At 72.1% G+C, this 13,496-nt stretch carries 13 protein-coding genes; 8 read left to right on the top strand and 5 right to left on the bottom strand.

Translation table 11 applies throughout. The features are described 5' to 3' along the window. Positions 1–6: 6 nt before the first annotated feature. Positions 7–1,680 carry a methylmalonyl-CoA mutase gene (locus DVK06_RS03915; RefSeq protein WP_121599368.1) on the bottom strand — a complete coding sequence of 558 codons (1,674 nt, stop codon included), beginning with the start codon at positions 1,678–1,680 and terminating at the stop codon, positions 7–9. Between the two features lie 119 nt (positions 1,681–1,799). On the opposite strand from DVK06_RS03915, the gene DVK06_RS03920 reads away from it, so the two are divergent. Both DVK06_RS03920 and DVK06_RS03925 read left to right on the top strand, forming a co-directional pair. Next, entirely contained in the window at positions 1,800–2,465 is a 666-nt protein-coding gene (locus DVK06_RS03920; RefSeq protein ID WP_053771194.1) for an O-methyltransferase, read from the top strand. A 46-nt stretch (positions 2,466–2,511) separates the two neighbouring features. Further along, a complete protein-coding gene (locus DVK06_RS03925) occupies positions 2,512–5,151 on the top strand; it encodes a PAS domain S-box protein (RefSeq protein ID WP_121599369.1) in 2,640 nt (879 codons plus the stop codon). A 50-nt stretch (positions 5,152–5,201) separates the two neighbouring features. Here DVK06_RS03925 and DVK06_RS03930 read toward each other — a convergent pair whose 3' ends face one another. Together DVK06_RS03930 and DVK06_RS03935 are read right to left on the bottom strand one after the other, a co-directional pair. Continuing rightward, on the bottom strand, positions 5,202–5,600 hold the full coding sequence (locus tag DVK06_RS03930) for an OsmC family protein (protein ID WP_121599370.1): 399 nt from the start codon (positions 5,598–5,600) through the stop codon (positions 5,202–5,204). 152 nt (positions 5,601–5,752) lie between these two features. Further along, positions 5,753–6,475: a metal-dependent hydrolase gene (locus DVK06_RS03935; RefSeq protein WP_121599371.1), complete on the bottom strand. Its 723-nt coding sequence runs from the start codon at positions 6,473–6,475 to the stop codon at positions 5,753–5,755. Positions 6,476–6,580: 105 nt separating this feature from the next. On the opposite strand from DVK06_RS03935, the gene DVK06_RS03940 reads away from it, so the two are divergent. The 6 genes from DVK06_RS03940 (at position 6,581) to DVK06_RS03965 (ending at position 12,599) form a co-directional block, all read left to right on the top strand. Continuing rightward, the gene (locus tag DVK06_RS03940) at positions 6,581–7,723 is read left to right on the top strand and encodes a zinc ribbon domain-containing protein (protein WP_121599372.1); all 1,143 of its coding nucleotides are present in this window, start codon (positions 6,581–6,583) and stop codon (positions 7,721–7,723) included. A gap of 78 nt (positions 7,724–7,801) precedes the next feature. Next, the gene (locus DVK06_RS03945; protein WP_053771199.1) at positions 7,802–8,545 is read left to right on the top strand and encodes a fumarylacetoacetate hydrolase family protein; all 744 of its coding nucleotides are present in this window, start codon (positions 7,802–7,804) and stop codon (positions 8,543–8,545) included. Positions 8,546–8,794: 249 nt separating this feature from the next. Beyond that, the gene (locus DVK06_RS03950) at positions 8,795–10,231 is read left to right on the top strand and encodes a GTPase (protein WP_121599373.1); all 1,437 of its coding nucleotides are present in this window, start codon (positions 8,795–8,797) and stop codon (positions 10,229–10,231) included. A 75-nt stretch (positions 10,232–10,306) separates the two neighbouring features. Next, the gene (gene hisC, locus DVK06_RS03955) at positions 10,307–11,401 is read left to right on the top strand and encodes a histidinol-phosphate transaminase (RefSeq protein WP_121599374.1); all 1,095 of its coding nucleotides are present in this window, start codon (positions 10,307–10,309) and stop codon (positions 11,399–11,401) included. After that, positions 11,398–11,970 carry an adenylate kinase family protein gene (locus DVK06_RS03960; protein WP_121599375.1) on the top strand — a complete coding sequence of 191 codons (573 nt, stop codon included), beginning with the start codon at positions 11,398–11,400 and terminating at the stop codon, positions 11,968–11,970. The genes hisC and DVK06_RS03960 overlap by 4 nt, the downstream gene beginning before the upstream one ends. 26 nt (positions 11,971–11,996) lie before the next feature. After that, a complete protein-coding gene (locus DVK06_RS03965) occupies positions 11,997–12,599 on the top strand; it encodes a CDP-alcohol phosphatidyltransferase family protein (RefSeq protein WP_053771203.1) in 603 nt (200 codons plus the stop codon). 19 nt (positions 12,600–12,618) lie between these two features. On the opposite strand, the gene DVK06_RS03970 is transcribed toward DVK06_RS03965, so the two are convergent. Next, on the bottom strand, positions 12,619–13,239 hold the full coding sequence (locus DVK06_RS03970) for a hypothetical protein (protein ID WP_121599376.1): 621 nt from the start codon (positions 13,237–13,239) through the stop codon (positions 12,619–12,621). Between the two features lie 72 nt (positions 13,240–13,311). Continuing rightward, the gene (locus tag DVK06_RS18615; RefSeq protein WP_158295139.1) at positions 13,312–13,464 is read right to left on the bottom strand and encodes a hypothetical protein; all 153 of its coding nucleotides are present in this window, start codon (positions 13,462–13,464) and stop codon (positions 13,312–13,314) included. Between the last annotated feature and the right edge of the window lie 32 nt (positions 13,465–13,496).

A 13,496-nucleotide genomic window follows, 5' to 3' on the forward strand; every position in this document is an offset into this window, starting at 1 on the left:
TCCCGCTCACCGCCCGGGCTTGTACTCGCCGAACTCGTCGCGGAGCACGTCCGATATCTCCTGGACCGTCGCGTACGCCTTCACCGCGTCGACGACGTGGGGCATCACGTTCTCGGACCCCTGCGCGGCCTCGCGGAGCCCCGCGAGCGCCTCGTCGACCGCGTCGTCGTCGCGCTCGGCCTTCACCTCGTTCAGCCGGTCGCGCTGGTTCTGCTCCTGCTCGGGGTCGACCTCTTCCAAGTCCATTTCCGGCTCCTCGTCGACCTCGAACTCGTTGACGCCGACGATGATCCGCTCGCCCTCCTCGATCTCCCGCTGGCGCTCGAAGGCCACGTCCTGGATCTGCCGCTGGACCCAGCCGCTCTCAACGGCCTCTAACATCCCGCCGCGGCGGTCGACCTCTTCGAGGATCTCGAACGCCTCCTCCTCGATCCCGTCGGTGAGGTCCTCGACGTAGTACGAGCCCGCGAGCGGGTCGATCGTGTCGGCCGCGCCGGACTCGTGGGCGAGGATCTGCTGCGTGCGGAGCGCGGTGCGCACGGACTTCTCGGTCGGGAGCGCGAGCGCCTCGTCTTTCCCGTTCGTGTGGAGGCTCTGGGTGCCGCCGAGGACCGCCGCGAGCGCCTGATACGAGACGCGGACGACGTTGTTCTCGATCTGCTGGGCGGTGAGCGTCGACCCGCCGGTCTGGGTGTGGAACTTCAGCTGCTTCGATTTCGGGTTCTCCGCGCCGAAGCGCTCGTCCATGATCTGCGCCCACATCCGCCGTGCGGCGCGGAACTTCGCGGCCTCCTCGAAGATGTTGTTGTGGGCGTTGAAGAAGAAGGAGAGCTGCGGGGCGAACTCGTCGACGTCGAGGCCCGCGTTGAGGGCGGCCTCGACGTACTCGATGCCGTCGCCGAGGGTGAAGGCGATCTCCTGGGCCGCGGTCGAGCCGGCCTCGCGGATGTGGTAGCCGGAGATGGAGATGGTGTTGAACTTCGGCGTCTCGGCCGCGCAGAACTCGAAGATGTCCGTGATCAGCCGCATCGACTGCTTCGGCGGGTAGATGTAGAGGTTCCGCGCGATGTACTCCTTCATGATGTCGTTCTGGATGGTCCCCCGGAGCTGGTCGCGCGGGACGCCCTGCTCGTCGCCCATCGCGACGTACATCGCGAGGAGGACGGCCGCCGGGGCGTTGATCGTCATCGACGTGGAGACCTCGTCGAGCGGGATGGAGTCGAAGACGGTCTCGAAGTCGTCGAGCGTGTCGATGGCGACGCCCGACCGCCCGACCTCCCCCTCGGCCATCGCGGCGTCGGAGTCGTATCCCATCTGCGTCGGGAGGTCGAACGCCATCGACAGGCCCGACGAGCCCTCGTCGATGAGGTAGCGGAAGCGCTCGTTCGTCTCCGCGGCGGTGCCCATCCCCGCGTACTGGCGCATCGTCCACAGCCGCCCCCGGTGCATGGTCGAGTAGACGCCGCGGGTGTACGGCTCCTCCCCGGGGTAACCGAGGTCCTCCCGGTAGTCCACGTCGACGTCGGCGGGCGTGTACAGCGGGTCGACCTCCTGGCCCCCGGTGTCGGTGGTGAACGTCTCCTCGCGCTCGCCGAACCGTTCGACAGTGTCGCCGTAGGTCCCGTCCTCCCACGACTCCTTGGCCTCCCGGATCGCGGCGAGTTCCTCAGGATCGTACATTATTCAACCGGTCGACCGAGCGGGACTTAACAGTTTTCAGGGTCGCCGAGCGCCCGGGCCGGGCTCGGCCCGGCCGGCCCGCCGGTCCGATTTAAGTTTCACGCGTCCGAGACGGCGGTATGGACGTGCTCACCGACCCCGCGCGTCGGTTCTTGGCCGCGACGGCGCCGGAACACACCGAGACGCAGGCGGAGATGGCCGACCTCGCCGACGAGTGGGGCTTCCCGATCATCGGGCCGGAGGCGGGGGCGGTCCTCCGCCTGCTCGCGCGACTGACGGACGCCGACCGCGCCTTCGAGTTCGGCTCCGGCTTCGGCTACTCCGCCACCTGGTTCCTCCGTGGCGGCGCCGGGCACGTGGTGTGTACCGAGTTCGACGCAGACGAGGCCGAACGCGGCGTCTCGTTCGCCGCCGAGGGCGGGTACGCCGACCGCGTCACCTTCGAGGTCGGGGACGCGATGGAGACCGTCGACCGCTACGACGGCCCCTTCGACGTGGTGCTGATCGATCACCAGAAGGAGCGGTACGCGGACGCCTACCGGGCCGTCCTCCCGAAGGTCCGGTCCGGCGGCGTGGTCGTCGCCGACAACATCGCCCGGGGCCCGATCGACTTCGGCGACCTCGTCGCGCACTTCGAGGCCGGCGAGCCGCTCCCGGACGCCGCCGTCGACGCCCAGACGCGCGGCGTCGGCGAGTACGTGGGGACCGTCCGCTCGGACGACGCCGTGGAGACGGCGGTCCTCCCCGTCGGCTCCGGCATTTCCGTTTCGACGGTCGTCCGATGAAACCGAGCGAAACGGTTATCATGTCGAGTAGAAAACAGCTACGCAGATGAGTCAAGCGGACGGAGTCGGCGGCGACGAGGGGGGACGAGGGGCGTCGCTCGTACGCGTCCTCGTGGTCGACGGCGAACCGGCGTTCGCCGAGACGGCGGCCTCGCGGCTCGAAGCGCGCGACGACCGGTTCGAGGCGGTCACGGTCGAGGGCGCCGAGTCGGCGCTGGACGCGCTGTCGTCGGCGTCGTTCCACTGCGTGGTCTCCGGGTACGAACTGCCCGAGGTCGACGGCGTCGGGCTGTTAGAGACGGTCCGCGACCGCCACGGCGACGTGCCGTTCGTGCTCTTCACCGGGTCGGGGTCGGAGGCGGTCGCCAGCGACGCCGTCTCGGCCGGCGTCGACGAGTACGTCCGACGGGACGAGCCGGCGGACGAGTTCGCGCGGCTCGCGAGCGCGGTCGCGGACGCGGTCTCCGAGGCGCGCGGCGGTCGCCGCCTGGCCGCGCACCTGGAGCGCACCAGCGACGCGTTCTGTCAGGTCGACTCGGAGTGGCGGCTGACCTACCTCAACGAGCGGGCCGCGGGGTTCGTCGAGCGCGACGCGGACGCGCTGCTCGGCGAGCGGATCTGGGAGCTGTTCCCGGAGGTCGCCGGCACCGAGGCGGAGGCGGCGCTCCGCGAGGTCGTCGAGACCGGCGAGGCGACCGAGTTCGAGCACCACGTCGACCGCCTCGACGCGGAGCTCGCGGTGAACGCCTACCCGACCGCCGACGGGCTGGCGTTGTACTTCCGCGACGTGACGGAGCGCCGGGAGCGCGAGCGGGAGCTCCGGGAGGTCTCGGAGCGGCTCCAGCTTGCCGTCGAAGGGGCCGACGTCGGCGTCTGGGACTGGAACGTGCGGACGGACGAAGTCCGGTTCGACGACCGGTGGGCGGGGATGCTCGGCCACGACATCGACGAGATCGACTTCGACCTGTCGACGTGGGAGGACCGCGTCCACCCCGACGACATCGACGACGCCTGGGACGCCATCGAGGCGCACTTCGCCGGCGAGACCGACCCCTACCAGAGCGACTTCCGCATGCGGACCACGTCGGGCGACTGGAAGTGGATCCGCGACCGGGGCCGCGTCGTGGAGCGGACCGAGGACGGCGAGCCCCTCCGGGCCGTCGGGATCCACATCGACGTCACCGAAGAGAAGGAGCGCGAGCGCGAGCTCGAACGCTACCGCCGCATCGTCGACGAGCTGCCGGAGTCGGTGTGTATCTACGACGCCGACGGCCGCATCGCGCTCGCGAACGACCACATCGCCGACGTGTTCGGCACCGACCCGGAGTCGCTCGTCGGCCGCGAGAGCCGCCTCGTCGAGCGCATTCAGGCGGCCGACGGCGACGAGTACGGCGAACTCGTCGAGGGCGAGCGCGACTCGCTGACCGGGACGGTCGAAGTCGACCTCCCGGACGAGCCCGCTGCGATCGTCGACTACGGGCTGACACGGCTCGTCATCGACGGGGAGTTCGACGGGGTGCTCGGCATCTCCCGCAACGTCACCGCCGAGCGGCGCCGACAGCGTCGGCTCGAACGCACCTCCGCGCGCCTGGAGGCCCTCTTCGAGCGCTCGCCGGACATGGTCGACATCCACGACGAAGCGGGGTCGATCGTCGACGCCAACCGCGCGATGACCGACGCGCTCGGGTACGACCGCGAGGAGATAGTCGGGATGGACGTGTGGGAGGTCGACGCCGAACTCGACCCCGAGGAGGGGGTTCGGCTCTGGGAGGGCCTGGAGGTGGACGAGACGGTCCGACTGGAGACGACGTTCGCCCGTGCCGACGGCTCGACGTTCCCCGCCGAGGTCCACGTGCGGCGCATCGACGTCCAGGGCGAGGACCGGTTCCTGGCGAGCAGCCGCGACATCTCCGAGCGGAAGGCGTACGAGCGCCGCATCGAGCGGGAGAACGAGCGGCTCGACGAGTTCGCGAACATCGTCTCGCACGACCTCCGGAACCCGCTCAACGTCCTCTCGGGGTACCTCCGGCTCGCGCGCGAGACGGGGACCGACTCCTACTTCGACCGCTGCGAGCGCGCGCTCGACGAGATGGAGCGGCTGATCGAGGACGTGCTCGCGCTCGCCAAGCAGGGCGAGGCGGTCGGGTCGTTCGACCCCGTCAACCTCGGCGACCTGGCCGCCGGGTACAGCGACGACGCCTTCGGATCGGCGGACGGCGAGGACCCGTTCGGCGACGACGCGGCCGGCGGGGACGAGCCGGACGCGCCGGTCGAGGTCGTGGTGGAGGCCGACGGGGAGATATGCGCCGACCCGGGCCGGGTCCGGCAGCTCCTCGGGAACCTGTATCGAAACGCCGCCGAACACGGCGGGCAGCGCGTCGTCGTCGGCGACCTCCCGGACGGGTTCTACGTCGAGGACGACGGCCCCGGGATCGACGCCGACGAGCGGGACCGGGTGTTCGAGAGCGGCTACACCACCTCCGAGACGGGCACCGGCTTCGGGCTCTCCATCGTCCAGCGCATCGCCGAGGCGCACGGCTGGGAGGTGGCCGTGACGGAGGGGGAACGCGGGGGCGCTCGGTTCGAGTTCACCGGGCTCGACCGCCCGGGGGCGGACGCGGACGGGCCCGCGCCGCCCGCCGACCCCTCGGGCCCGGTCGCCGAAGAGGCGGAGCCGCGGGACTGAGCGGGCGGGGACGGTCGAAAAAAAGCGGGCGTCGACGCGGGAGTCCAGCCTCAGAACGCGCCGGAGTAGACGCTGACGTCGGCGTGGAGCTCCTCGCGGAGCGCGCTGTGGACGTGGCAGATGCCCTCGGCGCGCTCGGCGATGTCGGCGGCGGTCTCGTCGTCGAGGTCGGCCTCGACGTGGACGTCGAAGGCGATCGATTCGAGGTCGTCCTCGTCGTCGAGGTCGGCGCTCGCGTCGATCTGGATCTTGCCGAGGTCCTCCTCGCCGCGCTGGCTCCCGCCGACGCGGAGCGCCGGGAGGTAACAGGAGGCGTACGTCGCGACGAGCGTCGCGTTCGGGTTCGGGCCCGTCTCGTCGGTGGCGTCGATCTGGAGGTCGAACTCGCCGACCTGGCTGGTGCTGGCGTACCCTTCCTCGGAAACCGTGGACGTCTCGATGTCTGCCATAGTCGACCGACCCTTCGTCCTCCCGCCGCTAAAGGCTGCCGACACGGGACGTGAGTGCCGGGGGACGGACGGGGTCGATACAGCGCGGTCGCGTCGCTCCGGACGGGAACGCTGCGAAAAATGGCGGAATCACCGGTGGGGTCGTCGCCCCCTCAGTCGAGCGTGTACGTCTCGTCGCCCTCCAAGACGACGGGTTCGGCGGCGGCGCCCGCGGCCGTCACCTCGTTGACGAACTCGCGGGTCTCGATCTCGATCGGCCCGAACGAGTCGTAGTGCATCGGGAAGACGACGTCGGCGCCCACCCAGTCGGCGGCGATGCCGGCGCCCGCGGGCCCCATGGTGAAGTGGTCGCCGGCGGGCAGGGCGGCGGCGTCCGGTTCGAGGTACGGGGCGATCACGTCGACCATCTCGGACATCAAGCCCGTGTCGCCGGCGTGGTAGAACGTGGTACAGTCGGGGTCCGACTCCTGGGTCGGCTTCTTGTCGCCGACGACGAACCCGGTCGGCATGCCGGCGGAGTAGTCGGGGTCGTTCTCGATGCCGTTCGAGTGGTCCGCGCGGACCATCGTCACCCACGCGTCGCCGCACTCGGCGGTGCCGCCGATGTTCATGCCGCCGGCCGGGAGCGTGTGCTCGTGGCCGAAGTTCTCCTGGACGTAGCCGGTCAGCTCCGGGGTTGCGACCACCGTCGCGTCCGGGAACTCGGCGGCGTCGCCGATGTGGTCCGCGTGTCCGTGGGTCAACAGGAGGTAGTCGGGGTCGAGGTCCGCGGGGTCGACGTCGGTCTTCGGGTTGTCGAAGAACGGGTCGATGAGCAGCTCCGTGTCCTCGACGACGACGTGCCACGTGGAGTGGCCGTGCCAGGTGAGTTCCATGGTCCGTTCCGTACGTCTCGGCGCGTCGTAATAAAACTCGACGCCGCGGAGGCCGTCGCCCGTCGGCGAAAGCGATTAACCGGAACGGACGCGAACGTCCGGTAGATGCCCTCCCAGACCAGCGAGCCCGGCGGCCCGCCGGCCGCCTGCCCCGCCTGCGGCGAGGCGGTGCCGGACGGGGCGAGCTTCTGCCCCGACTGCGGCGCCGACCTCGACGGCGCCGCGGGCCCCGCGTACTGCGCCGACTGCGGCGCGGCGTTCGACGACGACGACCGGTTCTGTTCGAACTGCGGCGCGTCGCGGTCCGGCGGCGAATCCGCGGCGTCCGAGCGGTCGAGCGGCCGGTCGGAGCGGTCGGACGACCGGTCCACGTCGCGCTCGACCTCGTCGCCGGACGAGAGCGAGCGCGCTTTCCGCCGCCGCGTCCAGGACCACCTCGACGCCGGGTGGGACATCGAACAGGACGCCGGCGACCGGGTGATCCTCGTCGACAGGGGAATCGGCTCCGTCGGCGTCCACATCCTCCTGTTCCTCTTCACCAGCGGGATCGGGAACCTGCTGTACGGCTGGTGGCACTACTCCAAGCTGGCCGAGCGACGGCGGCTCGTGCGCGGCGACGAGACGCGCGCTCGCCTTCCGTCGAGCGTGGAGAGCGGGGGGACGGTCGAAACCGTCTCCGCGTACCTCCTGAGCGGGTTACTGCTGCTGATCGGCGGTTGGATCGCGTTCCTCTCGTTCGAGTCCGGCACCCCGCCGGTGGCGCTGGTCGGGCTCGCGTTCGCCCTGTTCGGGGCGGGGGCCGCGCCGGCCGTGAGGCGCCGCCTCGGTCGACGGCACGGACTCACCGATTTCGGCCGGCAGCGGACGGTCGATCACCGGGTCGTTCGACCCCCGGAGTCCGTCGACGAGTCCTGCGTCGTCTGCGGCGAGGCGTTCGAGCGCGGCCTCGTCAGGCGTCGCCGCGACGAGACGGTCGTCGCCGGCGTGCCGGTCCGCACCCACGCGATCCGCCACAACCACTACTGTGCCGACTGCGCGCGCTCCGAGCTGTTCGGGGACCGCGTCGGGGCGCCGTCGCTCGACGAAGTAACGGGCGAGGCGGGGGAAGCCACCGACTCGCGCTTCGCCGACGAGGGCTCGGAGACGGACGCCGCGGACGAGGATTCCACCGTCGACGCCGCGGACGGCGACGCGACGGACGCGGCGGCGACCGACTCGGTCCGCGAGGCGACCGACTCGACCGAGTGAGCCCGCGAGCACGCCCTGTCACGGTCGTCGCTTGCCTCTCCGGGAACGCTTTTCCGGGGGCCGCCCGTTCGGCCGCGTATGTACCGCGCACGGTTCCGCGACCCGGCCGGATCGATCCGCGAGGGCGAGTACGACCCGGCGACCGACACGGTCGCCTTCGGCGGCGAGGAGTACGCGCTCTCCGACCCCGACATCGACGTGCTCGCGCCGACCGACCCGTCGAAGATCGTTTGTATCGGGCGCAACTACGCTGACCACGCCGAGGAGCTCGGCAACGACGTGCCCGACCGCCCGCTGCTCTTCCTCAAGCCGCCGAACGCGGTGGCGAGCCACGGCGACACCGTGACCGTCCCCGCCGGCAAGGACCGGATCGACTGGGAGGCGGAGCTCGCGGTCGTGATCGGCGAGCAGTGTAAGGCGGTCGACGCCGCCGACGCGATGGACGTCGTCGCCGGGTTCACCTGTATGAACGACGTGTCGAACCGCGACGACCAGAACCGCGAGCAGAACTGGGTGCGCGGGAAGGCGTTCGACGGCGCGGCGCCGCTGGGCCCGGTCCTCGCGACGCCCGACGAGGTGCCCACTGACGCGGGCGTCGAGCTCCGCGTCAACGGCGAGACGAAGCAGTCGAGCGACCGCGAGCACATGATCTTCGACGTGCCGACGCTGATCGAGGAGATCACGACGTACCTCACGCTCGAACCCGGCGACGCGATCGCGACGGGCACCCCCGAGGGGGTCGGCGCGCTCGCCGACGGCGACACCGTCGAGGTCGAGGTCGAGGGCGTCGGTACGCTGGAACACGACGTTCGCATCCCCTGACCGGCGCGCCGTTCTGACACCCACGTTTCCGCGTCTCGGTACCACACCGCGTTTCCGGTGAACGCTTATGTGCGAGCCCGCGGAGTTGGAGGTATGGAGACCAGTTCGTTCGTCGACGGCTGCTGACGGTACCGCCGCGTCGCGACGCGGCCGCCCCGTCCGCGAAGCGGGGTCGGTCGCCCGCGCCGCAGCACCGCGACCGGAGCGCGAGACGCTCCCCTCTCCGGGCCGACGCGAGCGCCCGACCGAATGTCACGAGACGACGCCACGACGAACGAGACCGCCGAATCGATCGACACCTCCCCTCTCGACCCCGCCGATCCCGACGCGACCCCCGCCGTCGTCGCGGCCCGGTCCGAGGGCGAGCCGCCTGACACGGCGGAGATCCGGGACCTCGCCGCCGCGGCCGGCTACGCGGTCGTCGGCGAGGTCACACAGCGGCGCCGCGAGGACCCGACCTACGACCTCGGCCGCGGGAAGGCAGAGGAGCTGATGCGGCTCGCGGCCGACGCGGGCGCCGAGGCGGTGATCTACGACGGGGGGCTGTCACCGGGACAGACGTTCTCGCTCGGCGACCTGCTGCCGTCCGGGACCGCGGTGATCGACCGCCCGCGCCTCGCGTTGGAGCTGTTCGCCGACGCCGCCGACTCGCGCGCGGCCGACCGTCAGCTGGAGTTGGCGCGGCTGCGCTACGAGCTCCCCCGGCTCCAGGAGGCGGTCGCCCGCGACGCGAGCGAGGACGTGCGCCTCCAGCCGGAGGGCGACAGCCGCGTGCTCGACGTCGAGAAGCGGATCGAGTCGGCCGAGCGCGCGCTCGACGAGATAGCCGACGACCGGGCGGCCCGACGGGCGGAGCGCCGCGACGCCGGGTTCGACCTCGTCGCGCTCGCGGGGTACACGAACGCCGGGAAGTCGACGCTGGCCCGCCGGCTCGCCGACGAGGTCGACGACCCCGAGTTCGGCGACGGGGGCGGGCCTCGTGACGCCGACCGCGACGACAACGGCGAGGGGGAACCGGCGGACCGCGACGGCCCGCTCGCGGTCGCCGACCGCCCGTTCGAGACGCTCTCGACGACGACGCGCCGGGCGACGGTCGGCGGGCGGCGCGCGCTGCTCACCGACACCGTCGGCTTCCTCGACGGGCTCCCTCACGAGTCGGTGCGCTCGTTCCGGACGACCATCGACGCGATCCGGGCGGCCGACTGCGCGGTGCTCGTCGTCGACGCGAGCGACGATCGTGCCGACCTCCGCCGGAAGCTCACGGCGTCGCTGTCGGCGATCGAGGCGACCGACGGGCCGGTGATCCCCGTGCTGTCGAAGGCCGACGAGGTCGGAGCGGACGGGCTCGCGGCCGCGGTCGAGGCCTACGAGGACGCGGTCGCCGACCTGGACCCCCGGGACGCCCCCGTCGTCGACGCGCTCCGCCCGCCGGTCCCGGTCAGCGTCCGCGACGGGACCGGGCTCGCCGACCTCGCGGACGCGGTGGCCGACGCGCTGCCGACGGCGACCGCGACGGTCGAGGCGCCCAACGGCGGCGCCGCCCAGGCCGCGCTCTCGTGGGCGTACGACCGCGGCGTGGTCGCGGGCGTCGACTACGGGAGCGAGACCGTCGCCGTGGAGCTCGCGGGGCGCCCCGACGTGGTCGCCGAGGCGGAGCGGCGGTTCGCCGACGCCCCGTCGTCGTGAGCCGCGCCGCGCCCCCAACGCGAGCCCTCGACCGCCAAGACCACGCTTAAGCCCGCCGGTCCCCGACCCGGTGACATGGAACCACGGGATCTCTCCGATCACTCGCCGTACGTGCCCGGGCGGGGCGTCGAGGAGGTCGCCCGCGATCGCGGGCTCGACCCCGACGACCTCATCAAGCTCTCCTCGAACGAGAACCCGCACGGGCCGAGCCCGGCGGCCGTCGAGGCGATCCGCGAGCACGCCGACCGCGTGAACCAGTACCCGAAGTCCTCGCACACGGACCTCACCGCACGGATCGCCGAGAAGTGGGGCGTCGACGACGGGCAGGTGTGGGTGTCGCCCGGCGCCGACGGCTCGATCGACTACCTCTCGCGGGCCGCCTTAGAGCCCGGCGACGAGGTGCTGGTGCCGAGCCCCGGCTTCGCCTACTACGCGATGTCCTCGCGGTACCACCACGGCGAGGTGACGGAGTACGAGCTCTCCCCGGCCGACGGGTTCGCGCAGGACGCCGAGACGGTGCTGTCCGCCTACGGCGGCGAGCGGATCGTCTACCTCACCTCGCCGCACAACCCCTCCGGCTCGACGATCCCGCTGGACGAGGTCGAGGCGGTCGCCGACGCGACCGCCGAGGAGACGCTCGTCGTCGTCGACGAGGCGTACGGGGAGTTCGCCGACGTGGACAGCGCGATCCCGCTCGCCGACGAGCGCGACGACGTGGCGGTCCTCCGCACCTTCTCGAAGGCGTACGGCCTCGCCGGGCTCCGGATCGGCTACGGCGTCGTCCCGGAGGCGTGGGGCGAGGCGTACGCCCGCGTCAACACGCCGTTCGCGGCCAACGAGCTGGCCTGCCGCGCCGCGCTCGCCGCGCTCGACGACGAGGGGCACGTCGAGAAGTCCGTCGAGTCCGCGCGCTGGGCCCGCGAGTACATCGCGGACGAGCTCGACGCGCCCACCGTCGACTCCGCGGGGAACTTCGTCCTCGCCGCGGTCGGCGACGGCGAGCGCGTCGCCGAGGCCGCTCAGGAGCGCGGCGTCATCGTCCGCGACTGCACCTCGTTCGGCCTCCCGGAGCACGTCCGCGTCTCCACGGGGACGCGCGAGGAGACCCGCGAGGCGGTCGCCCTCCTCAACGAGACGCTGGCGGACCTCGAACTCGGTGTCAGCGCGTGAGCGACGACGCTGAGGCCGCGGCGCGGGCCGACGCGGAGGAGAGAACCGACCGCGGCCGGGCCGACCGCGTCGCCGTCACGGGCACCCCCGGAACCGGCAAGTCGACCGCGACGGCGCTCTTAGAGGACGAGTACGACGTGATCCACCTCAACGAGCGGATCACGTCGGACGACGACCTCTGGACCGAGCGCGACGCCGACCGCGACACGCTCGTCGCCGACCTCGACGCGGTCCGCGATCACCTCGGCGACTGGACCGGCGTCCTCGACTCCCACCTCGCGCACCGGTTCGACGTCGACCGCGTCGTCGTGTTGCGCTGTCGCCCGGAGGCGATCGAGTCCCGCCTCGCCGAGCGCGGCGAGTCGTCGGAGACGGCCGCCGAAAACGCGGAGAGCGAGGCGCTCGACGTGATCCTCTCCGAGGCCGTGGCGGAACACGGCGCGGAGAACGTCTACGAGGTCGACGCGACCGACCGCGAGCCCGCGGCGGTCGCCGACGCGATCCGCGCGGCGGTCGAGGGCGAGCGCGAGCCGAGCGCCGGCACCGTGGACTTCATCGATTATATATGAGCCGGCCGCGAGCGTCGAGACGGTAGATGACCCTCGACCAGTACCGCTCGGTGGCGGACCGCCTGCTCGGCCCGTGGGTGTCGGCGGCCGACAGGCTCGGCCTCTCGCCCGACCAGGTGAGCGTGATCGCCTTCCTCGTCGCGGTGGGGGCCGCCGCCGCCTTCGCCCTCGGGTCGGCGCCCCTGTACGCGACCGGCGCGCTGCTCGTCCTCCTCAACGGCTGGCTCGACGTCGTCGACGGCGCGCTCGCGCGGCACCAGGGCGTCGCCTCCGACGGCGGCGACTTCCTCGACCACGTCCTCGACCGCTACGCCGACGTGGCGATCATCGCCGGGCTCACGGCGGGCGTCGAGGCGTACGCGCTCGGCTTCGCCGCGGTCACGGGCGTCCTCCTCACCTCGTACCTCGGCACGCAGATCCAGGCGGTCGGCATCGGCCGCGAGTACGGCGGGCTCCTCGGCCGGGCCGACCGCCTCGCGCTCGCCGGGATCGTCGGCGTGGTCGCCGCGGTCTACTCCGCGCCGATCGTCGCCGGACTGAACGTCGTCGGCCTGCTGCTCGCGCTGTTCGCCGCGGTCGGCCACCTCACCGCGGTCCAGCGGTTCCTCGGCGCCTGGCGGGACCTGTAACCGGCCCCGCGACGGGCGCTCAGAACGGCGCGTCCGTCGAGCGTCCCCCGGCGCCCGACCCCTTCGTCCCGCTCATCGGCGTCGACTCGACCCCGACCCCCTCCTCCGGATCGACCCCCACGTCGCCCGTTTCGAGGTACGCCTCCTCCAGCGCCGCGAGCCGGCCGTTCACCGCCTCGCTCTGGTTGTGCGACGCGGCGGCGCGGACCCGGACGAGGTCGTACTCGTGTCGGTCGGCGAGCCCGTTCCACGCGCGGAAGGCCCCGACCGTCAGCGTGTGCGTCTGCGGGCAGAACGCGGTCGTCGGGGTGAACTCCGCGCGGAGGACCCGGTCGACCTCGCTCCCGGCGACGGCGTCCGGCGCGTCGCCGCGCTCGACGGCGTAGCGGAACCCGGCGTCACCGTGGCGCGTGTCGAGGTTCAGCCGGGCGAGGTTGTAGTCGAACGTCGTGTCGTACACGGTCCGCTCCTCGAAGCACTCGCGGGTGAGCCGGTGGAACGCGAGGTGGTCCGCCCCCGTGAGCACGTCGTGGCCGTCGAGGAACCCGCCCGGGCGCGGGATGCTCCCCGCGACGAACTCGTCGTAGCCGTCGAACAGGTCCTCGTCGTCGGCGCCGAAGGGCGACGGGAAGCCGGGCATACGCGAATCCAGTCACCCCGTCGGGGTACCCTTGACCCCGCAGATGTTCGGGCCGTCGCGGCCGGTCGGCCCTCAGCCGCTCTCGTCCGCTTCCGAGCGCAGGTCCCGCGCCTCTGCCTGAGCGCTGTCGACGGCGTCGCGGACGATACGACGGCCGCCGTCGGCCGCCTCGATCACCGTCTCGCCGCCGTCGGTCGCTGTGATCCCCCTCCGTAGACGCGCCACGCAACGAGGGAACGATTTAAAAGCGTCCGGTC

This window comes from Halorubrum sp. Atlit-28R, from assembly GCF_003665955.1.
In the GTDB taxonomy this organism is placed as follows: Archaea; Halobacteriota; Halobacteria; order Halobacteriales; family Haloferacaceae; genus Halorubrum; species Halorubrum tropicale.

Bases quoted from the DNA above. Each gene is read 5' to 3' on its own strand.
- DVK06_RS03915 (WP_121599368.1), bottom strand. From the start codon at position 1,680: ATGTACGATCCTGAGGAACTCGCCGCGATCCGGGAGGCCAAGGAGTCG.
- DVK06_RS03920 (WP_053771194.1), top strand. From the start codon at position 1,800: ATGGACGTGCTCACCGACCCCGCGCGTCGGTTCTTGGCCGCGACGGCG.
- DVK06_RS03925 (WP_121599369.1), top strand. From the start codon at position 2,512: ATGAGTCAAGCGGACGGAGTCGGCGGCGACGAGGGGGGACGAGGGGCG.
- DVK06_RS03930 (WP_121599370.1), bottom strand. From the start codon at position 5,600: ATGGCAGACATCGAGACGTCCACGGTTTCCGAGGAAGGGTACGCCAGC.
- DVK06_RS03935 (WP_121599371.1), bottom strand. From the start codon at position 6,475: ATGGAACTCACCTGGCACGGCCACTCCACGTGGCACGTCGTCGTCGAG.
- DVK06_RS03940 (WP_121599372.1), top strand. From the start codon at position 6,581: ATGCCCTCCCAGACCAGCGAGCCCGGCGGCCCGCCGGCCGCCTGCCCC.
- DVK06_RS03945 (WP_053771199.1), top strand. From the start codon at position 7,802: ATGTACCGCGCACGGTTCCGCGACCCGGCCGGATCGATCCGCGAGGGC.
- DVK06_RS03950 (WP_121599373.1), top strand. From the start codon at position 8,795: ATGTCACGAGACGACGCCACGACGAACGAGACCGCCGAATCGATCGAC.
- hisC (WP_121599374.1), top strand. From the start codon at position 10,307: ATGGAACCACGGGATCTCTCCGATCACTCGCCGTACGTGCCCGGGCGG.
- DVK06_RS03965 (WP_053771203.1), top strand. From the start codon at position 11,997: ATGACCCTCGACCAGTACCGCTCGGTGGCGGACCGCCTGCTCGGCCCG.
- DVK06_RS03970 (WP_121599376.1), bottom strand. From the start codon at position 13,239: ATGCCCGGCTTCCCGTCGCCCTTCGGCGCCGACGACGAGGACCTGTTC.